Source organism: Frigoribacterium sp. CFBP 8751 (assembly GCF_014841545.1).
GTDB lineage: Bacteria > Actinomycetota > Actinomycetes > Actinomycetales > Microbacteriaceae > Frigoribacterium.
On sequence record NZ_JACYUB010000001.1, the window covers coordinates 655,014 to 680,061 of the forward strand.

The 25,048-nt window shown below is 72.8% G+C and carries 24 protein-coding genes and 2 pseudogenes; 15 read left to right on the top strand and 11 right to left on the bottom strand.

Features of this window, described 5'->3' with window-relative positions; genetic code table 11:
* Positions 1-96 precede the first annotated feature (96 nt).
* On the bottom strand, positions 97-1,023 hold the full coding sequence (locus IFT88_RS03180) for an ROK family protein (protein ID WP_192118832.1): 927 nt from the start codon (positions 1,021-1,023) through the stop codon (positions 97-99).
* Between the two features lie 339 nt (positions 1,024-1,362).
* On the opposite strand from IFT88_RS03180, the gene IFT88_RS03185 reads away from it, so the two are divergent.
* The 8 genes from IFT88_RS03185 (at position 1,363) to IFT88_RS03220 (ending at position 11,315) form a co-directional block, all read left to right on the top strand.
* Positions 1,363-2,550: an ROK family protein gene (locus tag IFT88_RS03185; RefSeq protein WP_199858867.1), complete on the top strand. Its 1,188-nt coding sequence runs from the start codon at positions 1,363-1,365 to the stop codon at positions 2,548-2,550.
* Between the two features lie 178 nt (positions 2,551-2,728).
* Positions 2,729-4,051 (top strand): sugar ABC transporter substrate-binding protein, encoded by a 1,323-nt coding sequence (locus tag IFT88_RS03190; RefSeq protein WP_192118836.1) that lies wholly within the window; start codon positions 2,729-2,731, stop codon positions 4,049-4,051.
* A 106-nt stretch (positions 4,052-4,157) separates the two neighbouring features.
* Positions 4,158-5,162, top strand: a complete 1,005-nt coding sequence (locus IFT88_RS16980) for an ABC transporter permease subunit (RefSeq protein WP_199858868.1) — start codon at positions 4,158-4,160, stop codon at positions 5,160-5,162.
* Positions 5,159-6,112, top strand: a complete 954-nt coding sequence (locus tag IFT88_RS03200) for an ABC transporter permease subunit (protein WP_199858869.1) — start codon at positions 5,159-5,161, stop codon at positions 6,110-6,112. Before IFT88_RS16980 ends, IFT88_RS03200 begins: the two co-directional genes overlap by 4 nt.
* Before the next feature lie 4 nt (positions 6,113-6,116).
* Positions 6,117-7,838: a family 20 glycosylhydrolase gene (locus IFT88_RS03205; RefSeq protein WP_199858870.1), complete on the top strand. Its 1,722-nt coding sequence runs from the start codon at positions 6,117-6,119 to the stop codon at positions 7,836-7,838.
* A 23-nt stretch (positions 7,839-7,861) separates the two neighbouring features.
* Positions 7,862-8,647, top strand: coding sequence for a glucosamine-6-phosphate deaminase (gene nagB / locus IFT88_RS03210; RefSeq protein WP_192118838.1), 786 nt, complete (start codon positions 7,862-7,864; stop codon positions 8,645-8,647).
* 73 nt (positions 8,648-8,720) lie between these two features.
* Entirely contained in the window at positions 8,721-10,379 is a 1,659-nt protein-coding gene (locus IFT88_RS03215; RefSeq protein WP_192118840.1) for an amidohydrolase family protein, read from the top strand.
* 309 nt (positions 10,380-10,688) lie between these two features.
* Positions 10,689-11,315: an NAD(P)-dependent oxidoreductase gene (locus IFT88_RS03220; protein WP_192118842.1), complete on the top strand. Its 627-nt coding sequence runs from the start codon at positions 10,689-10,691 to the stop codon at positions 11,313-11,315.
* Positions 11,316-11,499: 184 nt separating this feature from the next.
* Here IFT88_RS03220 and IFT88_RS03225 read toward each other — a convergent pair whose 3' ends face one another.
* Positions 11,500-11,904, bottom strand: coding sequence for a RidA family protein (locus tag IFT88_RS03225; RefSeq protein WP_055974838.1), 405 nt, complete (start codon positions 11,902-11,904; stop codon positions 11,500-11,502).
* Between the two features lie 138 nt (positions 11,905-12,042).
* On the opposite strand from IFT88_RS03225, the gene IFT88_RS03230 reads away from it, so the two are divergent.
* Positions 12,043-13,554: an alanine racemase gene (locus IFT88_RS03230; protein ID WP_192118844.1), complete on the top strand. Its 1,512-nt coding sequence runs from the start codon at positions 12,043-12,045 to the stop codon at positions 13,552-13,554.
* On the opposite strand, the gene IFT88_RS03235 is transcribed toward IFT88_RS03230, so the two are convergent.
* The 3 genes from IFT88_RS03235 to IFT88_RS03245 form a co-directional block, all read right to left on the bottom strand.
* Positions 13,541-13,771: a hypothetical protein gene (locus IFT88_RS03235; RefSeq protein WP_192118846.1), complete on the bottom strand. Its 231-nt coding sequence runs from the start codon at positions 13,769-13,771 to the stop codon at positions 13,541-13,543. The genes IFT88_RS03230 and IFT88_RS03235 overlap by 14 nt on opposite strands.
* Positions 13,772-13,826: 55 nt before the next feature.
* Positions 13,827-14,717: a hypothetical protein gene (locus IFT88_RS03240; protein WP_192118848.1), complete on the bottom strand. Its 891-nt coding sequence runs from the start codon at positions 14,715-14,717 to the stop codon at positions 13,827-13,829.
* Between the two features lie 102 nt (positions 14,718-14,819).
* The gene (locus IFT88_RS03245) at positions 14,820-16,016 is read right to left on the bottom strand and encodes a hypothetical protein (RefSeq protein ID WP_192118850.1); all 1,197 of its coding nucleotides are present in this window, start codon (positions 16,014-16,016) and stop codon (positions 14,820-14,822) included.
* A gap of 62 nt (positions 16,017-16,078) precedes the next feature.
* Between IFT88_RS03245 and IFT88_RS03250 the strand changes: the two genes are divergently transcribed.
* Positions 16,079-16,333 carry a DUF4287 domain-containing protein gene (locus IFT88_RS03250; protein WP_192118852.1) on the top strand — a complete coding sequence of 85 codons (255 nt, stop codon included), beginning with the start codon at positions 16,079-16,081 and terminating at the stop codon, positions 16,331-16,333.
* Between the two features lie 76 nt (positions 16,334-16,409).
* Here the strand turns inward: IFT88_RS03250 and IFT88_RS16985 are convergent.
* The 3 genes and pseudogenes from IFT88_RS16985 to IFT88_RS03260 all read right to left on the bottom strand — a co-directional run.
* Positions 16,410-16,523: pseudogene (locus IFT88_RS16985) on the bottom strand (DivIVA domain-containing protein); the annotation flags it as partial.
* 48 nt (positions 16,524-16,571) lie between these two features.
* A pseudogene (locus IFT88_RS17330) lies at positions 16,572-16,664 on the bottom strand (DivIVA domain-containing protein); the annotation flags it as partial.
* 85 nt (positions 16,665-16,749) lie between these two features.
* Entirely contained in the window at positions 16,750-17,379 is a 630-nt protein-coding gene (locus IFT88_RS03260) for a TetR/AcrR family transcriptional regulator (RefSeq protein WP_192118854.1), read from the bottom strand.
* Between IFT88_RS03260 and IFT88_RS03265 the strand changes: the two genes are divergently transcribed.
* Positions 17,323-17,832 carry a TetR-like C-terminal domain-containing protein gene (locus IFT88_RS03265; protein WP_192118856.1) on the top strand — a complete coding sequence of 170 codons (510 nt, stop codon included), beginning with the start codon at positions 17,323-17,325 and terminating at the stop codon, positions 17,830-17,832. The two genes, IFT88_RS03260 and IFT88_RS03265, sit on opposite strands and share 57 nt — an antisense overlap.
* Here the strand turns inward: IFT88_RS03265 and IFT88_RS03270 are convergent.
* Positions 17,829-18,083, bottom strand: a complete 255-nt coding sequence (locus IFT88_RS03270) for a hypothetical protein (RefSeq protein ID WP_192118858.1) — start codon at positions 18,081-18,083, stop codon at positions 17,829-17,831. The two genes, IFT88_RS03265 and IFT88_RS03270, sit on opposite strands and share 4 nt — an antisense overlap.
* Positions 18,084-18,223: 140 nt before the next feature.
* On the opposite strand from IFT88_RS03270, the gene IFT88_RS03275 reads away from it, so the two are divergent.
* The 3 genes from IFT88_RS03275 to IFT88_RS03285 are packed head-to-tail and all read left to right on the top strand — an operon-like array spanning position 18,224 to position 21,166.
* Entirely contained in the window at positions 18,224-18,766 is a 543-nt protein-coding gene (locus IFT88_RS03275; RefSeq protein ID WP_192118860.1) for an SRPBCC family protein, read from the top strand.
* 34 nt (positions 18,767-18,800) lie between these two features.
* Positions 18,801-19,469, top strand: a complete 669-nt coding sequence (locus IFT88_RS03280; protein ID WP_043593422.1) for a response regulator transcription factor — start codon at positions 18,801-18,803, stop codon at positions 19,467-19,469.
* Positions 19,466-21,166, top strand: a complete 1,701-nt coding sequence (locus tag IFT88_RS03285; protein WP_192118862.1) for an ATP-binding protein — start codon at positions 19,466-19,468, stop codon at positions 21,164-21,166. Before IFT88_RS03280 ends, IFT88_RS03285 begins: the two co-directional genes overlap by 4 nt.
* 70 nt (positions 21,167-21,236) lie before the next feature.
* Here the strand turns inward: IFT88_RS03285 and IFT88_RS03290 are convergent, their stop codons facing one another.
* Together IFT88_RS03290 and IFT88_RS03295 are read right to left on the bottom strand one after the other, a co-directional pair.
* Positions 21,237-22,217 carry an NAD-dependent epimerase/dehydratase family protein gene (locus tag IFT88_RS03290; RefSeq protein ID WP_043593424.1) on the bottom strand — a complete coding sequence of 327 codons (981 nt, stop codon included), beginning with the start codon at positions 22,215-22,217 and terminating at the stop codon, positions 21,237-21,239.
* A gap of 48 nt (positions 22,218-22,265) precedes the next feature.
* A complete protein-coding gene (locus tag IFT88_RS03295; RefSeq protein ID WP_192118864.1) occupies positions 22,266-23,153 on the bottom strand; it encodes a copper homeostasis protein CutC in 888 nt (295 codons plus the stop codon).
* Between the two features lie 69 nt (positions 23,154-23,222).
* Between IFT88_RS03295 and IFT88_RS03300 the strand changes: the two genes are divergently transcribed.
* Positions 23,223-25,013: an AMP-binding protein gene (locus IFT88_RS03300; RefSeq protein ID WP_192118866.1), complete on the top strand. Its 1,791-nt coding sequence runs from the start codon at positions 23,223-23,225 to the stop codon at positions 25,011-25,013.
* Positions 25,014-25,048 lie beyond the last annotated feature (35 nt).

A 25,048-nucleotide genomic window follows, 5' to 3' on the forward strand; every position in this document is an offset into this window, starting at 1 on the left:
GGCGGTGTGGCAGCACGGCGGTGTGGCAGCACGGCGGTGTGGCAGCACGGCGGTCTGGCAGCACAGCGGTGTGGGGGCACAGCGGTGTGGGGGCGGTCAGACGGCGGCTGCGGTCGCCGTGGCCGTCCCGCGGGCTCCGACCGTCGCCGCGCCGACGGCCGCCACGGGAAAGCCCGGCGGCAGCAGCTCGATGCGCGACGACAGCTCGAGCGAGGCGAGGAACGGCGACCCCGCCGCCCACCCGTCGAGCACCCCGGCGACGTCGTCGAGCAGAGGGCGGCCCAGGTTGCTGAGCCCGCCGCCGATCACGACGGAGTCCACGTCGGTCGTCAGGACGAGGAGGCGCACCGCGGCCGCCACCCCCGCCGCGAGGTCGGCACGCACGCGGACGGCCTCGGGGTCGCCGGCGTCGGCCGCCGCGAACAGCGCCACGGCCGGGTACGCCCCCTCGGTCGGCCAGTGGCGTGACACCGCGGCACCGGCAGCGACGGTCTCGAGGCAGCCACGCTGCCCGCACGGGCAGAGCTCGCCCCCGGGGTCGACGGGGACGTGACCGATCTCGCCCGAGACGCCTCGCGAGCCGCGCCAGAGTTCGCCGTCCACGACGAGGCCCGCGGCGAGGCCGGTGCCGAGGTTGAGGTAGCCGACCGAACCCGACAGCGACATGGCGAGGTAGGCGCCCAGGGCGGCCGCGTTGACGTCGTTCTCGACCCGGACCGGGACCCCGAGCCGGGCGCTCAGCGTGGGCCCCACGGCGACGTCGTCGAAGCCGATGTTCACGGCGTGCCGTACGCGCCCCGTGGTGCCGTCGACCAGACCGGGGATGCCGATGCCGACCGACTCGAAGGCCCCGACGGCGACACCGACGCGATCCGCCGACGAGGTGACCGCCGCGACCGCGTTGGCCAACACGGAGTCAGGGCCGAACCCCGTGGGCAGGCGGAGGCGATGGACGGGGGCTCCGGACCCGTCGACGACGACCGCGTCGATCTTGGTGCCGCCGATGTCGAGGCCGACCCTCACGGCCACTCCGTCGACCCGGCTGCGGACGGTCCCGTCGGCGCACCGCCGAAGGCGCCGTGAGGCGCGGCGACGGACACGGTGGCGGGCGTGGACATGTTTGTTAGTAAAGCTTACGAACCAGGTCTCGGCAAGGGGATCGCACGGGAGGAGCGCGATGTTTCGGGTGTTGACCGCCGGTGTTTCGTGTGCGTAAACTCGCCGCCACGCACCTTGACACGTGTTTGTAAGGCCCTTTTACTAACGGCACGCCACCACGGCGACGCCACCCGGCACCGCTGCCGACGGGCCCTCTCACCGGGTCCGAGGTCGGCGACGATGCCGAGACGAGAGGACGCGCCCGTGACCACCACGACGATCACCCGGCAGCAGCAACCGCCCGTCCGCGCGCACAACCGCTCGCTCGTCCTCGAGGCGCTCTACCGCGACGGCTCGATGAGTCGGGCCGACCTGGCTCGCCGCTCGGGCCTGACGCGACCCACCGTCTCCGCGCTCGTCGCCGAACTGATCGACGACGGCATCGCTCGCGAGCTCGGCGTCCGCGACGACGCCCGGGTCGGCAAACCGGCGACGCTCGTCGGCATCGAGTCGGACGCCTTCCACATCGTCACGGTCGACCTGTCGAGCGCCGACCGTTTCGTGGGGGCCGTCGTCGACCTGCGGGGCGGAGTCGTCGAGCGTGCCGGCGTCGAGCTCGAGGGTGCCGTCGGTGAGGCCGCCGTGTCCCTGGTCGAGCGGCTCGTCGACGACCTCCGCTCGCGCACGACCCGCCCGCTGCTCGGTGTCGGGGTCGCGACCCCCGGCATCGTCGACCACGACGGCATCGTGCGCACGGCCGTCCACCTCGGCTGGTACGACCTGCCCCTTCGGTCCCGGCTCGCCGACCATGTCGGGTTGCCGGTCCACGTCGGCAACGACTCCAACGCCGCGGCCGTGGGCATCCGCACCTTCGGCGAGACGGCCGGGCAGACCGCGGCCGGGCAGACCGCGGCCGGGCAGACCGCGGCCGGTCAGGGCGCGAGCGGGCGGGCCCCGGCCGGGCAGAGTCTCATGGTCGTGACCATCGACCACGGTGTCGGCGTCGGGCTGGTCGTGGCCGGCTCGCTCGTCGAGGGCGACCAGTTCTCGGCCGGTGAGATCGGGCACGTGACGGTCGACGAGAACGGCGACGTGTGCGCGTGCGGTCGACGCGGCTGCCTCGAGGAGGTGCTGGCCGCCCCACAGCTGAGGGCGCGCCTCCTGCAGCACGACGAAGGATCGCGCGGGGCGGTGCTGCACGACGCCGGCCGTGCGCTCGGCCTCGTGCTCGCCCCCATCATCAGTGCGCTCAACATCGACGAGGTCGTGCTGTCGGGCCCCGCCGACCTGGTCGAGGGCGCCCTGCTGCGGGCCGCCCGCGACACCGTGCGGCAGCGCACGCTGTCGGCCGTGAGCAACGGCCTGACCATGAGCATCGCGGGCAGCGGCACCGACCTCGCCCTGCGGGGTGCGGCGTCGTTCGTGCTGCAGGCCGAACTGGGGTTGACGTGACCCCGGCGAGCGGCTCGTCGGCCGCCCGGGGCGAACGCCCCACCACAGACCTCGGGGGCCCACCCCCGGAGGCGGCGAGGGCCCCGGCCCGTGCCGCATTCCCGACCCGACGCTTGTGCGAGCGCGGGCCGGGACCACAGCGATGCGGCATCCCCGCTTCGACGACGAGGAGATGAAATTGCGAATCCAACGCTACACGGCGGTCGGGGCCCTGGGCCTGGCCGCGGCACTCGCCTTGACCGCCTGCTCGAGCTCGGGCACGGGCGGCAGCTCGTCCGACGAGCCCCAAGCCGTGCCCACCACCAAGGGCGACGGCAAGACCCTGACGGTCTGGGTGATGACGGGCGACTACACACCCGAGACCATCGATGCCGTCAACGCCGAGTTCACCGAGCAGACGGGCGCCGACGTCGACGTCCAGATCCAGCAGTGGGACGGCATCACCACCAAGATCAGCACGGCGCTCGCCACCAGCACGCCGCCGGACGTGCTCGACCTCGGCAACACGCAGGTCGCCAGCTACGCCGCCAACGGCGCGCTCCTCGACCTGACGCCGTACCGGGACGACCTGAAGCAGGGGCAGACCTGGTTGACCGGGCTCGAGGAGCCCGCGACCGTCGACGACTCGCTCTACGCCGTGCCCGGCTTCGCCGGTGCCCGCGCCGTCATCTACAACAAGACGATGTGGGCCGAGGCGGGCGTCACCGAGGCCCCCACCACCTACGACGAGCTCACGGCCGACCTCGACAAGGTGAAGGCCGCCAACACGGCCTCGGACTTCTCGGCGTTCTACCTGCCCGGCCAGTACTGGTACGCGGGCATGCAGTTCGTCTGGGACGCCGGCGGCGACATCGCCACGTCGAGCGACGGCACCTGGACGGCCGGTCTCGAGAGCAAGGAGGCGCAGCAGGGCCTCGAGGACTTCACCGAGTTCCAGAACGCTTACTCGACGCCCGCGTCGCAGACCCTCGACACCGACGCCCCCGACCAGACGCAGGTCTTCGCCGACGGCAAGACGGCCACGATCCTGCACACCAACGGCTCGATCGACCTGATCCAGAAGGCCAACCCCGCCCTGACCGACGACGACTTCGGCACCTTCCCGATGCCGGGCAAGTCGGGTGAGACGCAGCCGGTCATGCTGGGCGGCTCGGACTGGGGCATCGCGGCGAAGAGCCAGAATTCCGACCTGGCCCTGCAGTGGACGAAGATCGCCACGAGCCCCGACATCCAGAACGAGTGGGTCGTGGGCAACGACGGCTGGATCCCGAACAGCGAAGAGGGCATCGAGGCGGCCGGCAGCGTGGTGACGCCGATCCAGAAGGGCTTCTTCGACGCCGCGCTCAACTCGAAGGCCACGCCGGCCAGCGCGAACTGGGCGGCCCTCGAGGGCGACAAGAGCATCAACCAGCTCTTCTCCTCGGTGGTCTCGGGCTCGAAGTCGCCCGAGGCGGCCGCGAAGTCCTTTGACGAGGCCACCGACGAGGCGCTGAACGAGTAGCGCCGAGCCCTCGGCAGCACCCCGGGGGCGTCGCGCGACCACCTGATCGCGCGACGCTCCCGCCCCCTCGACCCGCACCTCCTGGACTCGAACCGAAAGAGGAACCGTGGCCCTCTCGATCGCCCCCGGTCTCACCGAGACCCCGCCCGGCGCGGCGCCCGACCAGAAGGGCGGCGGCCGGCGCCCGAAGAGCGAGCGGAAGGCTCCGGTGCGGCCGGGTGGGAAGCGCCAGCTCGCCCCGCTCTGGCTGCTGTCGCCCGCGGGCATCGTCCTGCTCGCCGTGACCGTCGCACCCATCGTGTTCCTGGTCTTCACCTCGTTCACCGACTACGACCAGCGCTCGCTCTTCACCGGCGCCTACGACTCGGTCGGCGTGCAGCAGTACGCGACCCTGCTGGCCGACACCGACTTCTGGTGGTCGCTCGTCCGCACCCTGGTCTTCACGGCCGCGATGGTCGGCGGCAGCGTCCTGATCGGCACGGGCGTCTCGCACCTGCTGACCCGGCTCGGCACGCCGATGCGCTACACGGTGACCGTCGTGCTGATCCTCGCCTGGGCGATGCCGAACGTGGCGTCGTCGATCGTCTGGAAGTGGCTGTTCCAGCCCGGCTACGGCGTCGTCAACTGGCTGCTCACCCAGACCGGCCTGGTCGGCGACATGACCAACGTCGACTGGTCGAACGACGCAGCCCTCGCCTACACGAGCATCTGGCTGCTGATCGTGTGGCAGGCCGTGCCGTTCATCGCGCTGACCATGTACGCCGCCGAGACGCAGATCCCGCTCGAGTACAAAGAGGCCGCGCGGCTCGACGGTGCGAGCGAGTGGCGCGTGTACCGGACCGTCACCCTGGTCTTCCTCAAGCCGACGCTGCTGCTCATCACGATCCTGTCGATCATCTGGGACTTCAACGTCTTCAACCAGATCTGGCTCGTCTCGGCCGGCGGCCCCGACGACGCCACCTCGACCCTCGGCGTCTTCACCTACGTCACCGCGTTCGTCGGCTTCGACATCGGGCAGGGCGCCGCCATCTCGGTGGTCACCACCCTGCTGCTCGTCGTGTTGACGGCGTTCTACGTCCGCAACCTCGTCCGATCCGGAGAAGACCTGTGACCACGACCGCACCCGCCGGCGTCGGCACCACGACGACCGAGACCGTCGCGCGCGACGAGAGAACCAAGGAGGCGCGCGCGGGCCACGGCACCGGCCGCCCGTCGCCCGCCCGCCCGACCCGTCGCCGCCGGAAGCCCCGCTGGGTCAGCAACGCGATCGCGATCGTCTTCAGCCTCGTCTGGCTGTTCCCCGTCTACTGGATGGTCAACACGGCGTTCAAGCCGCGCCCCGAGGTGATGACGGCGACCCCGCTGTTCTGGCCGCAGAACCCGACCCTCGACAACTTCGTCGTCGCGGTCACGCAGTCCGACTTCTTCACGAACCTGCGCAACAGCGTGATCGTCGTGGTCGGCGCCGTCGTCTTCTCGATCGTTCTCGGCCTGTTCGCCTCGGCCGCCCTGTCGCGGTTCCGGTTCCGCGGGCGGCGCACGATCATGGTGTTCATCCTGATCGTGCAGATGCTGCCGGCGACGGCCCTGCTGATCCCGCAGTTCCTGATCTTCAACAGCCTCGGGCTGCTCGGCACCTACGGCGGGCTCATCCTGGCGTACGTCGCGTCGACGTTGCCGTTCTCGATCTGGGTGATGCGCGGGTTCTTCCTGGCGATCCCGGTCGAGGTCGAAGAGGCCGCGCAGCTCGACGGCGCGAGCACCTGGCAGGTGCTGACGCGCATCATGTTCCCGCTCGTGCTGCCCGGCATGATCGCGACCAGCATCTTCGCCTTCATCGCGGCGTGGAACGACTACCTCGTGGCCTACACGTTCATGAAGGACCAGTCGATGTACACGCTTCCGGTCTGGCTGGCCTCGTTCAGCACGCCGACCAGCGGCACCGACTTCGGCGGGCAGATGGCGGCCTCGGTGCTGTTCTCGCTGCCGGTCGTCGTCTTCTTCATGATCATCCAACGCAACCTGGTGACCGGCATGTCCGCCGGCGCCGTGAAGGGCTGACCCCGTGACGAACGCACCCTCGACCCCCTCGACCCCCGCGCCGGCCGACACCGGGACGCCCGAGACCGCACCGGTCGCGATCGTGCCCCGCCCGGCGAGGCTGACCCGCGCCTCCGGGGCGTTCCGGCTCGACTCGGCGACGCGCGTCTCGGCGCCCGACGAGCTGGCGGGCGTCGTCGCCTGGCTGCAGCAGGCGCTGCGCCCGGCGACCGGGTTGCCACTGCGCGAGGGCAGCGCCGACGGCACCGGCATCTCGTTCGACCTCGACGCCTCGCTCGGGGCGGAGGCCTACCGGCTGGAGGCGCGACCCGCCGGGGTGCGCATCACCGGCGGCGACGCGGCCGGCGCGTTCCACGGGGCGCAGGTGCTGCGTCAGCTGCTGCCCGCGGCCGCGTACCGTTCGGCTCTCGTGCCCGGGGTCGACTGGGTCGTGCCCGCCGTCGACGTCGAGGACCGGCCGCGCTTCGGCTGGCGGGGGACTCACCTCGACGTCGCCCGCCACTTCCTGCCCAAGCACGACGTCCTGCGCTTCGTCGACCTGATGGCGCTGCACCGGCTGAACACGCTGCACTGGCACCTCACCGAGGACCAGGGCTGGCGCATCGAGATCACGAAGTACCCGCGCCTCACCTCGGTCGGTGCCTGGCGGGAGTCGTCCCAGGTGGGGGCCGGGCCGGACGCGACCCAGGACGGCCGACCACACGGCGGCTTCTACACGCAGGACGACATCCGCGAGGTCGTGGCCTACGCCGCGGCCCGCCACATCACGGTCGTGCCCGAGGTCGACGTGCCGGGCCACTCGATGGCGGCGATCACGGCGTACCCGCACCTGGGCGTCGGCGCCGTCGAGGTCGGCGGCAGGCCCGTCGCGGAGCCGCGACGGATCGCCGTCGGCACCGAGTGGGGCATCTTCGAGGACGTCCTCAACACCGAGCAGTCGACGGTCGACTTCTACACCGACGTGCTCGACGAGGTGATGGAGCTCTTCCCGGGCACCTGGATCGGCATCGGCGGCGACGAGTGCCCCAAGGCCCAGTGGCGGGCCGACCCGCGCACGCAGGAGCTCATGCGCGAACGCGGCCTCGCCGACGAGGAAGAGCTGCAGGCGTGGTTCATCGGTCGGCTCGACGCGCATCTCACGGCCGCCGGGCGACGCACCTTCGGCTGGGACGAGATCCTCGAGGGGAACTCGACGATGTCGCCCGGCGCCACGGTCGCGTCGTGGCGGGGCATGACCGGGGCCGTCACGGCCGCGCGACGCGGGTACGACGTCGTCGCCTGCCCGGACGACCAGGTCTACCTCGACTACCGGCAGTCCGACGGCCCGGACGAGCCGATCCCGGTGTCGATCCCGTTGACCCTCGCCGACGTGTACGCGTTCGAGCCGGTGCCGGCCGTCCTCGACGAGGCCGAGGCCCGACACGTGCTCGGCGGCCAGGCCAACATCTGGACCGAGCACATGGACTCGCCCCGCACCGTCGACTTCTTCGCCTTCCCGCGGTTGTGTGCCGTCGCCGAGGCCCTGTGGACGACCGAGCCCCGCGACTTCGACGACTTCTCCACACGCCTCGCCGTGCACCTCGGACGCCTCGACGTGATCGGCGTCGAGTACCGGCACGAGTCGGGGCCGCTACCGTGGCAGCAGCGTCCGGGCGTGCCCGGACGGCCGGCCTCGCGGGAAGAACGCGAGGCGTACATCGCGTCGGTCGTGGCGAACATCACCTGACGCCGCGTCAGCAAGGAGCCCCCATGGAGATCGTCATCGTCCGCGACGCCGACGAGGTCGGCCGCGTCGCCGCCCTCAAGATCGCGTCCGTCGTCCAGCGCGACCCCGAGGCCGTGCTGGGGCTCGCGACCGGGTCGTCGCCCACCGGCATCTACGCCTCGCTCGCGGCCCGGGTCGCGGCGGGCGAGCTCGACTTCTCCCGCGCCTCCGGGTTCGCGCTCGACGAGTACGTCGGCATCCCGCTCGAGCACCCCGAGAGCTACGCGTCGGTGATCGAGCGCGACGTCGTCGTGCCCCTGGGCATGGACGCGTCGAAGGTGCGCGTGCCTGACGGGCGAGCGAGCGACATCGAGGCCGCGGTCGTCGACTACGAGCAGGCCATCGCCGACGCGGGCGGCATCGACATCCAGATCCTCGGCATCGGCGCGAACGGGCACATCGGCTTCAACGAGCCCACCTCGTCCTTCGCCTCGCGCACCCGCATCAAGACGCTCGCGCCGCAGACCCGAGCCGACAACGCGCGCTTCTTCGACGACCCGTCGCAGGTGCCCACACACTGCCTGACTCAGGGGCTCGGCACGATCCTCGACGCGCACGAGGTCGTGCTCGTGGCGCAGGGGTCGGCCAAGGCGTCGGCCGTCGCGGGCATGGTCGAGGGGCCGCTCGGCGCGATGTGCCCGGGCAGCGCGTTGCAAATGCACCGGCACGCCACGATCGTCGTCGACGAAGCCGCGGCGTCGTTGCTGCAGCTGGCGGACTACTACCGCTACACCTACGCGAACAAGCCCGTGTGGCAGCGCTTCGAGTAGCTCGGCCCTCCTCTCGACGACCGTGGTGCTCCCGTGACGGCGGCGGCGCCCTCGTGACGACGGCGGTGTCCTCGTGACGACGCTGGTGCTCGCGGGCGGGACGGTCTGGGACGGGTCCGGAGGCGCGGGTCGCGTCGCGGACGTCGTCGTGCGCGACGGGGTGGTCACCGCGGTGGGGGTCGGGGCGGTGACGTCCGTCGGCGACGGGCACCGCGCCTCCTCGTCCGGGGTGTCGGACGGCGTCGAGGTGGTCGACGCGAGCGGGCTCGACGTGCTGCCGGGGTTCGTCGACGTGCACGCGCACGACGACGTGGCGCTCTTCCGCCCGGGAGGGGTCGCGCCCAAGACCGGGCAGGGCGTGACGACCACGATCGTCGGCAACTGCGGCCAGGGCGTCGCACCGTCGCCGACCGATCCCGACGACCGTTCGCTCGAGGACTACTCGCGGCCGGTGCTCGGCGGGTTCCCTGCGCGACGATGGGCGACGTTCGCCGACTACGTGCGGACGCTGGCCGACGGCGACGCCGACGGGCGGTTCGGCCTGCACGCGGCGACCCTCGTGCCGCACGCACCGCTGCGGGCGGGCGTGCTCGGCTTCGAGCGACGTCCGGCCGACGCCGCCGAGCGGTCGCTCATCGCGGCGTCGGTGGGTGACGCGCTCGACGCCGGGGCCCTCGGCGTCTCGCTCGGCCTCATGTACGCACCCGGCGACGCCGCCGACCGGCCCGAGCTCGTCGCCCTGGCCAGGGAGTGCGCGGTGCGGGGCACGCTGCTGGTCGCCCACGTCCGCAACGAGGCCGACGGGCTCCGCGACTCGATCGACGAGCTGGCCTCGCTGGGGCGCGAGACCGGGGCCGCCGTCCACGTCAGCCACCTCAAGGTGACCGGGCCGCGGAACGTCGGCGGCATGCCCGCGATCGTCGACCACCTCGACGCCCTGCGGGACGACGGCGTCGACGTCAGCGCGGACGTCTACCCCTACGACGCGGGCAGCACGACGGTCGCGTCGCTGTTCCCGCCGGCCACGGCCGACCGCGGGGTCGAGAGCCTGCTCGAGGCGCTCCGACCCGGCACGCGCTCGCGGAGGGATGTGCTCGGCGGGCTGCTCGAGCCCTGGGCGGACTCGACGCTCGAGAACCAGTACGCGGCGATCGGCCCCGCACGGATCTCGCTGGCGGGGTTCACGCGACCCGAGCACGCGGGCTTCGAGGGGTGGTCGTTGTCCGACATCGCCGCGTCGGTCGGGGCCGACCCGCGCGAGGTGCTCGCCGACCTCGTCCTCGCCGAGCGGGGCGCCCTGACCGTCATCGTGTTCCACACCGACCTCGAGGGCATGCGGACGGCCCTGGCCTGGCCGCACACCCTGGTCGGGTCGGACGGTCTGCCGCGCGAGACCGGCACCGTGCACCCGCGGCTGTACGGCACGTTCTCGCGCGTGCTCGACGAGTACGCCGGGTGGGGGCCGCGGGCCGTGCTGTCCCGGGGCGAGGCGATCGCGCGCATGTCGACCCGCGCCTCCTCGAGGTTTGGGCTGGGCGGTGGCGGCTCGGCCGGCGGTCGCACGGTCGGCGTCGGCGGGGCAGGAGGCGCGCTCGGCATCGCCCCCGGGGCCGTCGCCGACCTGCAGCTGATCGATCCCGCCGCCTACGCCGACCGGGCCACCTACGCGACGCCGCGCCTCGGCCCCTCGGGGCTGATCGGCCTCTGGGCCGCCGGCCGCCGCCTCCGCTGACCTTCGCCCCCGCCCCCGCCCCCGCCCTCGCCCCCGCCCCGCCCCGAACCCCAGGGTCGCCGCCGACGTGTGCACATCGCGACAGTCGACGGGCGACATGCCGCCTCGGGGGGAAGATGAGCGGCGTGCCGGCCGGCAGATGTCGGGATTTGCACACATCCCGGGTGCCCGGAGGTCGGATTCGGCGCGCATCCGGGGTGTCCGGAAGTCGGGTTCGATCGGGTGAAGGTTCGGCGGTGGAGCTCTCGGCCCGCTCTCGGCCCGCTCTTGGCCGGGCGGTGTTCGCTTTCCTGAACGACAGGAGGCGCGATGAAGGTTCTGGTGCTGGGAGCGACCGGGGGCACGGGCTCCCACGTCCTGCGGGTCGCCCTGTCGGCGGGGCACGAGGTGACGGTGCTCGTCCGGGACGCGTCCACCCTCGACGTGACCGACGGCGTCCGGGTGCTCACCGGGGACGCGACTTCGGCCGAGGACGTCCGCGCCGCGGTCGCCGGCCAGGACGCCGTGCTCAACGCGGTCGGCTCGCGGAACATGCGGCACCCGGTCGAGGTCGAGGTCGGCCGCGCCCTGCTGCCGGCGATGCGTGACGCCGCGGTCGACCGCCTCGTCGTCTGTTCGGCCTTCGGCGTCGGCGACAGCCAGGCCGACGCGAACACCCTGCAGAAGATGTTCTTCCACACCGTCCTCGGCAAGGTCTACGCCGCCAAGGAGGTCGCCGACGCCGAGGTGCGCGAGAGCGGCCTCGACTGGACGCTCGTCTACCCCACGCGCCTCACCGACGACCCGGCGACCGGGTCGCTCGCCACGGGGGAGCGGCTGCCCCCGGGGGCGGGCATCCACGTGACCCGGGCCGACGTGGCGCGCTTCATGCTGGCCCAGCTGACCGATGCGACGTGGTCACGGAAGACCGTGGTCGTGACGGGCGCGGCCGGCTGACCCGCGCCTCCGGCCGGGGTGCCGCCGGGACGCCGCAGCACCCCGAACACGGGCGTGTTCGGGGTGGGCGGGCGATCGTGCCGGCCCGGAACGTACGAACTCGCCCGCATTCGACGAGCGGCAGGTCGCCGGGTCGGCGGTGCGGCCGTGCGGCCTTGCGGCCGTGCGGCAGTGCCGCAGCGCGTCAGCTGAGGATCGCGAGCGCGTCGATCTCGACGAGCATGGCCTCGTGCGGCAGCTCGACGAACACCGTCGTGCGGGTGGGGAACACGCCGCTCGGGACGTTCTGCAGCAGGTAGGTCTCGTACGCGGCGTTCATCTCGGCGAAGTCGTCGCGCGTGGTGAGGAACACGCGCAGCGAGACGACGTCGTCGAACGTGCCGCCGGCGCCCTCGACGATCGCCTTGACGTTGTCCAGCGTGCGGACGGTCTGTGACGTCAGGTCGCCGGGGTGCAGGTACTCGCTCGTGGCGGGGTCTTGCGGCCCCTGGCCCGACACGCTGAGGAAGCCGTTCTTCAGCACGCCCTGCGAGAAGGTCGAGATGGGGGTGGGTGCGCCGCCGGTGCGGACTTCGGTCTTCTCGCTCACAGGTCTGCTCTTCTCTGATCGATGGTCTGTGGACCCGACGTGATGTGTCGTGTGTCGGGGGTGACTGCAAAACTACCGTCAGGCACCGACACACGGCCTGACCGCAGCACCACCCCACCCGCCCCGTCGGAAGGCACCATGACCACGTCACCCTCGACCCCGTCCGCCCCCGCCGTCACGTCGATCACCAAGGTCGGCTTCGGCCGCGAACACCGGCCCGTCCCGCTGATCGACCTCGCGACCCCGCTGCTCACGATCGACCTCGACGCCCTCGAGCACAACGTCGTGACCATGGCCGCCTGGTGCCGAAAGGCCGGGGTCGACCTGGCGCCGCACGGCAAGACGACCATGGCGCCCGAGATCTGGCGGCGGCAGCTCGACGCCGGGGCCTGGGGCATCACGCTCGCGACGGCGTTCCAGGTCGCCGTCGCCCGCGAGGCCTTGGTGCCGACCGTCGTCCTGGCCGGCACCGCGTTCGCGCCCGCGACCCTGGCGGCGCTCGCCGCACCCGGCACGGACGTGCTCATGTGGGTCGACTCGGTCGAGACCGTGCGGCTCGTCGACGCCGCCCTGGCGCGGGCCGAGGCCGAGCGTCCGCTCGCCGTGCTGGTCGAGTTCGGGTCGCCGCTCGGTCGGACGGGTGCCCGTTCGGTGCGCGAGGCCCTGCTCGTCGCCGAGGCCGTCTCCACCGCGTCGCACCTCGTGCTGGCCGGGGTGGCCGGGTACGAGGGCGCCCTCACGCACGACGTCGACACGGCTGGCATCGCCGTGGTCGACGACTACCTGCGAGGACTCCTCGAGGTGCTCGACGGCATCGGTGCCCCGGCCTTCGACCCGTGGCTGTCGTCCGGTCACGACGTGGTGCTGACCGCCGGCGGCAGCGTGTACTTCGACCGCGTCGTCGCCGTGCTCGGTGACCGGCACGACCCGTCGGGGCTGCAGGGGCCGCGCACACGCGTCGTGCTGCGGTCGGGTTCGTACGTCGCCCACGACCACGACCTCTACCGCCGGTTGACGCCGTTCGCCCGTGAGACCATGCCGTCGACCGCAGGAGGTGCGGGTGGCGTCGACGCGGACGTCACGGTGGTCGTCGGCGACGGTTCCGCAGGGTCGCAGGCCGATCGCGAGATGGGCGGGCCGACCGACGGCGAGTTGACCGGGGTCGACGGAGCGGCCGAGGGGTTCGGGGCCGAGCGGCCCGCGGGGCCCTCGGCCGAGCCCACCGTCTCGCCCCGAACCGGGCCCGCTGGCGAGGCGTCGACCGAGCCGTCGTTCCTGCCGGCCCTCGAGTTGTGGGCGTCCGTGGTGTCCCGCCCCGAGCCCGGGCTCGCCCTGCTCAACGTCGGGCGCCGCGACACGTCGGACGACGAGGGGTTCCCGGTGCCGCTCGAGGCGTGGCGTCCGCAGGCGGCCGACCGGCGCCTCCCGGGGGTGCTCGACGGGTCGCACGTGTCGGCGCTGAACGACCAGCACGCCTTCCTGCGGCTCGAGCCGTCGTCGGGGTTGCAGGTCGGCGACCTGGTGCGGCTCGGCGTCTCGCACCCCTGCACCACGATCGACAAGTGGAACGAGATCGCCACGGTGCGGGGCTCGGCCGACCGACGCGGTGTGCCACCCGTGGTCGAGGGCGGCATCGTCACTCGGTTCTGAGTGCGGCCACGATCGCCAGGGCCGAACAGCCGAGCCACACCGAGAGTCCGTGCAGCGCGACGAGCAGGTACGACCATTCGGCCTGCGGGCCGGCGGGCATCCACTCGTCGACCAGGGTGAGGCCCGTGCGGACCACCACGACACCCGCGACGAGGGCTGCGACGCAACAGATCGCGATCGTCAGGAACCGTGTGGGTCTCGACCGGGCACCGCTCATGTCACGAGGTTAGGCCAGGACCGCTCGGGTCGGTGTTGCTCGACGGGTCGTCGAGTCAGCTACCCGAGCCGGATTCGGCGGGTGAGTCACTCGACGTGGGCGCGTCCGCGGGAGGGGTGGGTGCGTCGGTCGGCGGGGTGGGGCGGTCGGAGTCGTCCTCGGTGTCGCCGGAGTCCGTCTTCGGGCCGCCCTTCTCGCCGGGGCCGTGGCCCGGGCCACCCTTCGGCCCGCCAGCCGCAGGCCCGCCCTCGGGGGCCTCGGGCAGGGCCTTGCCGTCGGGGCCGGTGCCTGGGGTCGGCAGAGCCTCACCGTCGGGGCCGGTGCCGGGGGTCGGCAGGGCCTCACCGTCGGGGCCGGTGCCCGGGGTCGGCAGGGCCTTCCCGTCGGGGCCGGTGCCCTCGGCAGGAGCGCTCCCGTCCGAGTCGTCGCCCGCGGACGGCGGGGTCGGCGCGTCCGTGGGTGCCCCGGTGGCGCCGTCGTCGGAGCCTCGTCCTCCGGGCTCCTGTCGTGAGCCGTCGCCCTGGTTCGCCGCGTCGTCCTGGCCCGGAGTCGCGGTCGACGAGGCGCTGGTCGAGCTGCCGGCGTTCGACACGGCGACGGCGGTGCTGGTGCCGACCAGGGCGAGCCCGGCCGCCGCGATGCCGATGCCGACGAGCAGGCGCTTGGTAGGGCGGCGACGGGTGGTCGTCCCGGCGGCCTCCGCCGACGACGCGGTCCGGAACGCACTGCCGTCCGCGGGCAGCTCTCGGGTGCGTTGGTCGTCGGCGACGATCGGCGTGGTCGGGGCCGTCGGCTGCCCGGGCGTCGCGGCTGACAGCTCGGTGGTGGCGCGGGCGTCCTGGTCTTCGTCCTCGCGGCGCAGCCGTTCGGCCCACGCGTCGTCCTGCGAGGGGGTGTTCTCGTCGCGACGGTCGTCGCGGCCGTCGGGGGTGGTGTCCTTTGCCATGGTGTCTCCAGATGTCGGGTGCCGGGCGAGCCGCTGGGCGGCTGGCGGTCGGGGCGTTCCCGCCGGCGCACACCACTCTCGGAACCGAATCTGAAGCGGGGCTTAAGTCGCGTCGTCGGCCACGACTCCTCGGGCCACGGTGCGCTGCCCCTCGAGCAGCATCACCGGACTGCCCCGCGTGACCAGGTCGCCTAGGTCGACCTCGGCCCAGAACCGTAGCTCGACCCGGTCCTTGCTGTCGTCGCCGTCGACCCACGAGCAGACGGCCCCCACGAGCACTCCGTCGAGGGTCGCCTCGCCGGCATCGAAGTCGGGCCGGCCGGAGCCGAGCCAGACCAGCGGGCGATAGCTCCAGCCCGGCATCAGGCGAGTCTGGACGTCGGTCGCATCGAGCATCCACGTGACGTCGGCCCGGATGGGCCGGGGTGACACGCGCCGGCCGACGGGAAGCGCGGGAACGGGGCGCGGGTCGGATTCCCGCGCATCTCGGAGGACGCGGGTGAGACGCCACGCCACCTCGTTGACGATCCCCTCGTCGAGTTCCGGCACGTCGACTCCTGGCGAACCGGCGGGCGATGCCGTGCGGGCCGCGTGCCGGACCGCATTCGTGACGAACTCGAGCTGGTCGACCGGAATGACGAACCAGGCGTCCGGAGCTTCTCCGACCCCGACCGGGTGATCTTGCTCGAGGGCCCAGGCTGTCCAGCCGATGCGGCGGACCCCCACCGACTCGACGCCGAGAGGTCCCGGTGCGGGCGCGTCACGGGCGGCTCGATCCGCTCGACGCGCCCAGGCGAGGGCTTCCCGTGACGACACGCCGATGACTCTGTCGGTGTCGACCAGGTGGGGGTCCACGACGACGGCGCGCAGGGCACTCGACATCGTGACGAGATCTCGGGCGGAGAGCGCGACGACGATCTGGCGCTCGTCGCCGCGTGCGTTCTCACCACGATCGTGGGCGAGCAGCAGGTCGAGGGTCTCGTCGGCACCGACGCGTCGCAAGATCGGCACGAACCGCTCCTCCCGGATGCGCCAGACCGGGTCGGTCGCAGGGATCGGCGGCAGCACCGTGCTTGTCACGGCCGCGGAGGGCGTCGACGGCGGGCCATCCCGCTCGGCGATGACCGTGAGGAAGAACCAGAGCGAGACCAGGAACGCCCCGAAGCTGACGGCCCCTACGGGTCCCGCTGCTGGCGGCCAGGCAGCCGTCACCAGGCCGCCTGCGGCGAACGCCACGAGGGAGACGGTCGCCGTCACGCCACCGGCGACGAGTTGACGCCTCCGACGTTCCCTCGACATGAGGCGACCCTAGGGCACACGAAGGATGTCGACACGGCGCCCTCGGCTGCTACCGTCACCGCATGTCCGAGCGACGAGTCCTGGCACCCGAGCCGCCGGCCGACGGCCAGAAGGTCACGGGCCCGGCGTCGTACTTCCCGAGCATCGAGCGCACCTACGGCCGGTCGATCCAGGAGTGGCTCGACCTGACCGCCGAACGCCTCGACGAGGACGAGCACACGCACATGCAGGTGGTGTCGTGGCTGAAGTCCGAGCACGGCCTGGGTCACGGTCACGCCAACGCGATCGTCGCGTACGTGCGCCACGCCCGCGGCTGACGCGACAGCGCGGCTGACGCGACGGCGCGGCTGACGCGAAAGCCGGACGCGGTCAGCGGCCCCCGGCCGATTCGCGGCGCCTCAGCTCGGCGACGACCTCGTCCAGGAAATCGTCGACCTCGTCCTGGCTGTACCCCTCCCGGAACTTCGTCGGCTGGAATCGTGCGTTCACGACGTCGACGTCCGCCAGGACATCGACGGCGGTCCCCTGCTCGTAGGCCGTGAGGGTCGCGTGGATGCGCTCGAGGAACGCGTCCACGTCGTCCATTGCGTAACCCTCGCGGAAGCGGGTCGGGGTGAATCTCTTCTCGGTCACGTCGCGTGCGAGCACGGTGCTCCTCGGGGTTCGGGGATCGGGGTCGACAGGTCGGTCCTGATCCTTCCACGCCGCGGCGGTCCGTCGTGCCGGTAGGCGGCTAGGCGGTGGCTCGTGTACCGCGGACGGCTGCGAGGACGACGTCGTCCACGACGGCGACGAAGAAATCGCGTCCCGTGGTCGTGTGGTCGAGCCCGAACCGGAGGCTGCTCATCGCGGGGATGACGGCCGCGAGGGTGTCGACCCGACTCCGGAGCTCTTCGGGTGCCTCGTCCTCGTCGATCGCCCGGGTCAGGAGCCGCCGATAGATGTCGACGTAGGGCTCGGTGACCTCGGTCCGGATGGTCGCATCGAGACCCGCCACGTGGCTCGCCGTCGTCGCGAGGCCGGCGAAGAGTGCGAGGCGCCTCGCCGTCCCACCGAGCCAGGGCGAGTCGACGACCGCCAGCATGTCCGCGCGGAGGGAGCCTCGGCGCGGGAGGTGCTCCGCCTCGGGTGGGCGGCCCATCGAGCGGACCGCCGCCACGACCAGGTCGTCCTTCGAGGCCCAACGACGGTACAGCGTCGTCTTGGCTCTCCGGGTCCGAGCGGCGACGGCATCGAGGGTGACGCCTTCGAGCGGGTTCTCCGCGATGAGGTCCAGCGTCGTGGCCAGGACGGTGTCGTCGAGCGAATGGTCGACGGGGCGCCCCGGGCGAGCCGCCTGTCGGCCGAGATCGAGTACAGCCAACCGGTCATCTACAAGCACTTCGCCTCGCTCGACGAGATCGCCGACGCCGTCGCCCTCGAGGGCTTCGCCGAACTCGCGGCCGGTCTCCACGAGGCGCGCACGACGGTCGCGCCGGGTGATGCGCCCACCGCCGTCGCCCGCCGCTACGCCGCCTTCGCGACCGACGCCCCCGCCGTCTACGAGGCGATGTTCGGCAGAGCGACACGCCTGCGTTTCGGAAACGGCTCCGCCCCGGCACCCTCGTCCGCCTTCGCCGAACTCAGGGCCGTCCTCGAACCGCGAGCCGGGCACGACGACGTCGAGCTGCTGACGGAGACGTTCTGGGCCGGCCTGCACGGCCTCGTCGTGCTGCAGCGCGGTGACCGGTTGCGGCCCGACCTCCAGGAGGCGCGCATCGACCTCCTGGTGGAGAAGATCGCGCCTGCGGGTCTCGGCGGCGACCGACGTCGCTAGCGGAAGTTCGGGGGCGTGGGTCGCTTCGCGGCGATCATGAAGCCGTAGATCAGGGACCACACGTAGAAGATGATCGCGACGCCGAGACCGGCGAGACCGATGCCGCCGAGGACCGCGCTCTGCACGTTCGCCTGCAGGACGATCCCGAAGCAGATCAGGCCGACCAGGGCCGCGCCGAAGGCGACGAACTGGAGGCGGAGCCTGAACCGGACGCGTTTCTTGTGCTCCGCGACCGAGATGATGTCCGACATGGAGTCCCCCTTCTTCCGGGCGGTACGACTGCACCCCCGTGTGGGGAGAACACTACGACTCGAACGATCGTCGACGCGCTCTCGACCACTGACCAGTCGCGAGCCGTCGCCCGGACGCCCCGAGGTGCGACGATGAGTCCATGCCTGTCGTCGAGTCCCGGTGTGTCGTCCCCGTCGACGTGCGCGTCGCCTTCGCGGTGTCGCAGACCCAGGGGGAGGCGCGCAAGCGGTGGGACCCCTTCATCCGTCGGCAGCACCTCGTCGGCGGAGCGACACGGGCCGCCAAGGGGGTCAGGACGTTCACCGTGCAGCGGTTCGGGTTCCGGATGGAGAGCGAGTACGTCTCGTACAACCCGCCGACGAACGTCGGCATGAAGATGACGAAGGGCTCGTGGTTCTTCGCGCGCATGGGCGGGGGATGGCGGTTCAGCGAGGTCGACGGCGACCCGAGCTCGACCGAGGCCGTCTGGCGCTACAACTTCTCGTGCAAGCCGGCGTGGCTGGCGCCCGTGGCCGAGCGCATCGGCGCCGTCCTCCTCCAGCGCGACATCGACCGACGCATCCGCGGTTTCGCCCGGGGCTGCGTCGACCCGTTCGTCCTCGCCCACCTCGACCCCCACCTCGACCCCGACCTCGACGTCACCGACGACCCGACCCACACCGCGCCTCCAGCCCGTCCATAGCTTCCACCCACCGAGGGCCCCTACCGTGCGGAGGATGCTCAGCCCCGCCCGCGTCCTCGTGATCGACGACGACGAGACCATCCGCACCGCCGTCGTCACCGCGCTCGGCGCCGAGGGCTTCGCCGTGCACGGTCTGGCCGACGGCGCAGACCTGCCCGAGCAGTTGAAGGCTTTCGTGCCCGACCTCGTCGTGCTCGACTGGATGCTGCCCGGGGCGAGCGGCATCCGCCTGGCGAGCACCATCCGCACTTCGTCCGACGCCGCCGTCGTCATGCTGACCGCCCGCGACGAGGTCGACGACCGACTGCGCGGCTTCGCCGAGGGCGTCGACGACTACGTGGTCAAGCCGTTCGCCGTCGCCGAACTGATCGCCCGGGTCACGGCCGTGCTCCGACGCCGCGGCCGCATCCCCTCGGTGATCGAGATCGGCGACCTCGTCGTCGACCCCGAGGCGGCCCGCATCACGCGCGGCGGCGAACCGCTCGACCTCACGGCGACCGAGTTCCGCCTGCTCGGCTTCCTCGCCGAGAGCCGCGGACGCACCGTCTCGAAGACCCAGATCCTCACCCAGGTCTGGGGCTACGACGACTACGACCCCAACCTCGTCGAGGTGCACCTCAGCGCCCTGCGCCGCAAGATGGAGACCCGCGGCCCCCGCCTCATCCACACCGTCCGCGGCCTCGGCTACCGGATGAGCGCGTGACGCGCCCCCGCCGTGCCGCCGCGCTCTCGACGGGACACCACCCCCGAGGAGGCGCGGCGTCGGCCCCCGACACCGCCGCCCCCGGGCTGCGCACCGGTTCGTTGCGCGCCCGCACGGTCGTCGCCGTGCTCCTGCTGCTGGCCGTCCTGCTGGCGGCGCTCGCCGTGACGGTCGAGCTCACGCTCGGCCAGCGGCTCCGCGCCCAGGTCGTCGACCGGCTGTCCGACCGCGCCGCGGCCGCTGCCGCCCTGGTCGGCACGGTCGACGGCGACGAACTCGCCGACCGGCTCTCGGCCCAGGGGCTCTCGGTCGTCATCCGCGACGCGAACGGCGACGCCATCGTCGCCGGCCCGAGCCCCGACCAGCTGCGCGACGGTCCGCCCTCGCTCGGCGAGGGCGGCCCCGGTCGCGGCGGCCCGGCCTCGGGCCTCGACGACGGACCAGGAGGCGCGGGCACCGACGCCCAGGAGGGCACCGACACCGGCGGGACCGGCTCGGACACGGGCTCGACCGGCACCGACTCCGGGGACGTGGGCAGCGCCTCCTCGTCCGACGCGGTCACGGTCACCTCGTCCGAGGTGCGGAGCGACGACGAGGTGACCACGCTCGTCTCGCAGCTCAGCGACGGGTCGACGATCACGCTGACCACGGACTCGCGGTCGGTGGGCGAGACCCTGGTGCAGCTGCGCTGGGTGATGATCGGCGCCTCCGCGGCGTTCCTGCTGATCGCGGCGATCGGCCTCGCCCTCGTCGTGCGGGCCACCCTGCGGCCGCTCGACCGGATGACCGGCGTCGCCCGGTCGATCGCTCACGGCGACCGGGGCCGACGCCTGCGGCCGGCCCGACGCGACACCGAGATCGGCCGGGTCGCCGTCGCCTTCGACGAGATGCTCGACGGCGTCGAGGGGGCCGAGCGGGCCGCACTCGACGCCGAGACGCGGGTGCGGGCGTTCGTGTCCGACGCCGCCCACGAACTGCGCACCCCCGTCGCCGGCATGCGCGCCGCGGCCGACACCCTCGTGCGGTCGCCCGGCACGGCCGACGAACGCGAGCGGCTGGCGACGCACGTGGTGCGCGAGGCCGAACGCGCCTCCCGGTTGATCGACGACATGCTGCTGATGGCCCGCGTCGACCAGGGGATCTCGCTCGACGTCGCCCCCGTCGACCTCGGGGCGTCGATGCTCGCCGACGTCGAGCGTCAGCGGCTACGACGGCCGTCGCTCGACCTGCGCGTCGTGCTGCCCGACGGGCCCGTCGTGGTCGCGGCCGACGCGGGGCGCGTCTCGCAGATCGTCGGCAACCTGGTCGACAACGCCGCCCGGGCGACGGGGGGCACGGGTCAGGTGACGCTCTGGCTCGACGCGTCGAGGGCCGACGAGGTCGCCGTGCTCGTGTCCGACGACGGCCCGGGCGTGCCCGACGCCGATCGCGAGCGGGTGTTCGACCGGCTGGTGCGGCTCGACGAGGCCCGACGGTCCGGGGACGGAGGCGCGGGCCTGGGGCTGCCCATCGCCCGCGGCCTGGCGCGCGCCCACGGCGGCGACCTGGTCTGCGAGCCGCCCGGGGTCGGCCGACCCGGCGCGGTCTTCCGGCTGACTCTGCCCGTCGCCGAGAGTGCGGTGCGGGCCGGATCGGAGGCGGCTGCGGCTGCTGGTGCCCCTACGCCCGCGCCTGCGCTGCGTCGCACCGCCGACTGAACGTCGCACCGCCCACATCGGCGGTGCGACGTCGAACCGAAGCTCCCGCGGGCCCGGACCGGGGCCCGGCCTAGAGGGCGACGAGCCGCTCGTAGGCGTCGTCGACCCAGGGGTCGACCGTGCGACGCGAGGCGTCGGCGTCGTGCCAGGCGACGATCTGGCGGGCTCCCTCGGCGAAGGGGACCCGCGCCTCCCAACCGGGCACCAACGCGCGGATCTTCGACGTGTCGAACACGGCCGGGTGGCTGCGGTCGCCGCAGAGGTCGGCCGTCCACTCGGGCACCTCGTCGGTCAGCACCTGCGTCGTGCGGTGGACGACGTGCAGCGACGCCCCCGCGGCGTCGGCGAGGTCGCGGGCGATCATGTTCCAGGTGAGCAGCTCGGGCGACATGATGTGGAACGCCTCGCCCAGGGCGCCGGGGTGCCCGAGCAACCCCACGAAGGCGCGAGCGAAGTCGGCCGAGTGCGTCAGCGCCCAGAGCGAGGTGCCGTCGCCGTGCAGCACGACCGGGTCGCCGCGTCGCATGCGCTCGATCGTGGTCCAGCCGCCGAGCAACGGCACGGCCGTCTCGTCGTAGGTGTGCGAGGGGCGCACGACCGTCGCCTGCACCCGCCCGGCGAGGTGCTCGTCGCGCAGCAGGCGCTCGCAGGCGATCTTGTCGCGAGAGTACGACCACCACGGGTTGAACAGCGGCGTCGCCTCGGTGATCGGCAACGACACCGGCGGCTTCTGGTACGCCGAGGCCGAGCCGATGAACACGTACTGATCGGTCAGCGGCGCCACCACCCGCAGCATCGAGGCGAGCTGGTCGGGCGTGAAGGTCAGGAAGTCGGCCACCGAGTCGAAGCGACGTCCGTCCAGGGCGGCGACCAGCGCCTCCTCGTCCCGGACGTCGGCGACGAGCTGCTCGACGCCCGCGGGCACGGGCCGGATCGTGGTGCTGCCGCGGTTCAGCACGGTCACGGCCAGGCCGTCGCGCAGGGCCTGCCGCACGACCGAGGCGCTGATCTGCCCGGTGCCGCCGATCACGAGGAGGGACGTCGATGTCATCGCTCCACTGTGCACCCCTGCGACCGGGGGCGGTCGCCGCGGTGGGCCTCAGGCCTGGTCGAGGGCGTGACGGGCGGCGCGGACCAGCTCGGGGTCGGTCTCGAACCACGAGTCCGTCGACGCCTCGGTGCCGAGCGACACGGTCGTCCCCGACCGGGACGAGGAGGCGCGCACGGCCCGCGCCCGCTTCGCCGACAGGTGCACGGCATCGACCCCCGCGGCCACGAGCGCCGGGACGTCGCCGAGCTGCACCCCGCCCCCGGCCATCACCTGCACGTCGCCCGCGACCTCGACCAGGCGCGGCAGCACCCCCGACGCCAGACCCGCCCCGGCCGTGGACGCCCCGCCCGACGTCAGCACGCGCGTGACGCCCAGCCCCACCAGGGCCGCCACCGCCACGACCGGGTCCGACGCCCGATCCACGGCCCGGTGCACGGTGATCTCGAGCGGTGAGACCCCAGGAACCCGCCGAGACCCCAGGGCGCGAGCTGGGGTCTCGGCGGGTTCCTGGGGTGTCGTGCCCGGGCGCGGGGCGGCGGCATCGAGCGCGGCCTCGACGAACCAGCGGAGGGCGTCGACGTCGAGCGAGCCGTCCTCGCGCAGCGCGCCCACGACGACGCCGGCCACACCCGACCGCACCAGCGCCCGGATCTCGCGCACCATCACGTCCAGCTCGTCCGTGTCGTACACGAAGCCGCCGGGCCGGCACCGCACCAGCGCGTGCACGGGCACGCCCGTCGCGACGGTCGCCTCGACCAACCCCTGCGACGGGGTGACGCCCCCGAGCTCGAGGGCGCTGCACAGTTCGACGCGGTCGGCTCCGCCGTCGCGCGCCGTGACGGCTCCGGCGGCGCTCGTCACCGCGATCTCGAGGGCGGGCCGCGAGCGGGCGGACCTGGCTGCGGATGAGGAGGCGCGGGTCGCGTCGTTCGTCATGTCACGACCCTAGGCGAGCGGCCCTCCCGCATGCCGGGCCCGGCATGGGTGGGGGTGCATGATGGCGGGATGTCCGACGCACCCGCACCCGCCGACACGCCCGCTGCATCCGCCGACGCATCAGCCGGCGCATCCGCACCCGCCGAGGGGCCGGCCACCGTCGCCTACCGGGCGGCCCGCGACCACCTGCTGGGGCTCGGGCACGACCTCGACCGCGCGAGCGACGAGTTCCGCTGGCCGGACGTCGGCGACCGGTTCAACTGGGCGACCGACTGGTTCGACGTGATCGCCCGCGACAACGAGCGCACGGCGTTGTGGATCGTCGAGGAGGACGGCTCCGAGCAGAGGGTGTCGTTCGACGCCATGCGTCGACGCAGCGACCAGGTCGCCGCCTGGCTGCACGACCTCGGCGTCGCGACGGGCGACCACGTCATGCTGATGCTCGGCAACCAGGTCGAACTGTGGGAGGCCATGCTCGCCGTGATGAAGGTGGGCGCGGTCATCCTGCCGACGTCGACCGTGCTCGGCAGCGCCGACCTCGCCGACCGCATCGACCGGGGGCTCGTCCGGCACGTGATCGCCAACGCGTCCGACGCCCCCGCGTTCGCCGGGGTGGAGGGGGTCGAGGCCGTCACGCGCATCGCCGTCGTCCCCGAGGGCGACGAGGCCCCCGCAGGCTGGACGTCCTTCGGGGACTCGCACCGCGCCTCCTGGACTCGTCCCGACGTCGAGACGGCGACCGAGGACGCCTGCCTCGTCTACTTCACGTCGGGCACGACGAGCAAGCCGAAGATGGTCGTGCACTCGCACGCCTCGTACCCCGTCGGGCACCTGACCACGACCTACTGGCTCGGCGTGCAGCCGGGCGACGTGCACATGACGATCTCGTCGCCGGGCTGGGGCAAGCACGCCTGGAGCTGCTTCTTCGCGCCGTGGACCGCCGAGGCCACCGTGTTCGTCTACAACTACGGACGCTTCCGGCCGGCCGAGCTCAGGGACCAGCTCGAGCGGGCCCGGGTGACCTCGTTCTGTGCGCCGCCGACCGTGTGGCGCATGCTGATCCAGTCGTCGCTGGGATCGCGGCCGAGCGCCCTCCGCGAGGCGCTGTCGGCCGGCGAACCGCTCAACCCCGAGGTGATCGGGCGGGTGCAGCAGGGCTGGGGCCTGGACATCCGCGACGGGTACGGGCAGACCGAGACCACCGCCATCGTCGCGAACGCGCCGGGCGGCACGATCAAGGCCGGCTCGATGGGGCGCGCCCTGCCCGGCGTCGAGGTCGTGCTGGTCGACCCCGTCACGGGCGTCGTCGGCGACGAGGGCGAGGTCTGCCTCGACCTCACCACGCGACCCGTCAACCTGATGACCGGCTACCTCGGCGACGCCGCCCGCACCGAGTCGTCGATGCGTGACGGGTTGTTCCACACCGGCGACGTGGCCGTGCGCGACGCCGAGGGCATGATCACGTTCGTCGGCCGCACCGACGACGTCTTCAAGTCGTCGGACTACAAGGTCTCGCCGTTCGAGGTCGAGAGCATGCTGATCGAGCACCCGGCCGTCGCCGAGTCCGCCGTCGTGCCGGCCCCCGACGACACCCGGCTGAACATCGTCAAGGCGTACGTGACCCTGGCCGAGGGGTGGGCCCCGGACGCCGAGACCGCCCGGGCCGTGCTGGCGCACGCCCGGGTCTCGCTGCCCGCCTACGAGCGGGTGAGGCGGGTCGAGTTCGCCGAGCTGCCGAAGACGATCTCGGGCAAGATCCGCCGCGTCGAACTGCGCGACCGCGAGGAGGCGCTGGCCCGGTCGGGCGAGCGGGCTGCGGCCGAGTGGCGCGACGCGGACTTCCCCGACCTGAAGGGGTAGGGCGCGGCTCGGCGAGCCCGACGGCCGACGGCACC

Coding starts and splice junctions, on each gene's coding strand:
- nagB (WP_192118838.1), top strand. CDS start 7,862: ATGGAGATCGTCATCGTCCGCGACGCCGACGAGGTCGGCCGCGTCGCC.
- IFT88_RS03220 (WP_192118842.1), top strand. CDS start 10,689: ATGAAGGTTCTGGTGCTGGGAGCGACCGGGGGCACGGGCTCCCACGTC.
- IFT88_RS03230 (WP_192118844.1), top strand. CDS start 12,043: ATGACCACGTCACCCTCGACCCCGTCCGCCCCCGCCGTCACGTCGATC.
- IFT88_RS03235 (WP_192118846.1), bottom strand. CDS start 13,771: ATGAGCGGTGCCCGGTCGAGACCCACACGGTTCCTGACGATCGCGATC.
- IFT88_RS03240 (WP_192118848.1), bottom strand. CDS start 14,717: ATGGCAAAGGACACCACCCCCGACGGCCGCGACGACCGTCGCGACGAG.
- IFT88_RS03245 (WP_192118850.1), bottom strand. CDS start 16,016: ATGTCGAGGGAACGTCGGAGGCGTCAACTCGTCGCCGGTGGCGTGACG.
- IFT88_RS03250 (WP_192118852.1), top strand. CDS start 16,079: ATGTCCGAGCGACGAGTCCTGGCACCCGAGCCGCCGGCCGACGGCCAG.
- IFT88_RS03265 (WP_192118856.1), top strand. CDS start 17,323: ATGGTCGACGGGGCGCCCCGGGCGAGCCGCCTGTCGGCCGAGATCGAG.
- IFT88_RS03270 (WP_192118858.1), bottom strand. CDS start 18,083: ATGTCGGACATCATCTCGGTCGCGGAGCACAAGAAACGCGTCCGGTTC.
- IFT88_RS03275 (WP_192118860.1), top strand. CDS start 18,224: ATGCCTGTCGTCGAGTCCCGGTGTGTCGTCCCCGTCGACGTGCGCGTC.
- IFT88_RS03280 (WP_043593422.1), top strand. CDS start 18,801: ATGCTCAGCCCCGCCCGCGTCCTCGTGATCGACGACGACGAGACCATC.
- IFT88_RS03290 (WP_043593424.1), bottom strand. CDS start 22,217: ATGACATCGACGTCCCTCCTCGTGATCGGCGGCACCGGGCAGATCAGC.
- IFT88_RS03295 (WP_192118864.1), bottom strand. CDS start 23,153: ATGACGAACGACGCGACCCGCGCCTCCTCATCCGCAGCCAGGTCCGCC.
- IFT88_RS03300 (WP_192118866.1), top strand. CDS start 23,223: ATGTCCGACGCACCCGCACCCGCCGACACGCCCGCTGCATCCGCCGAC.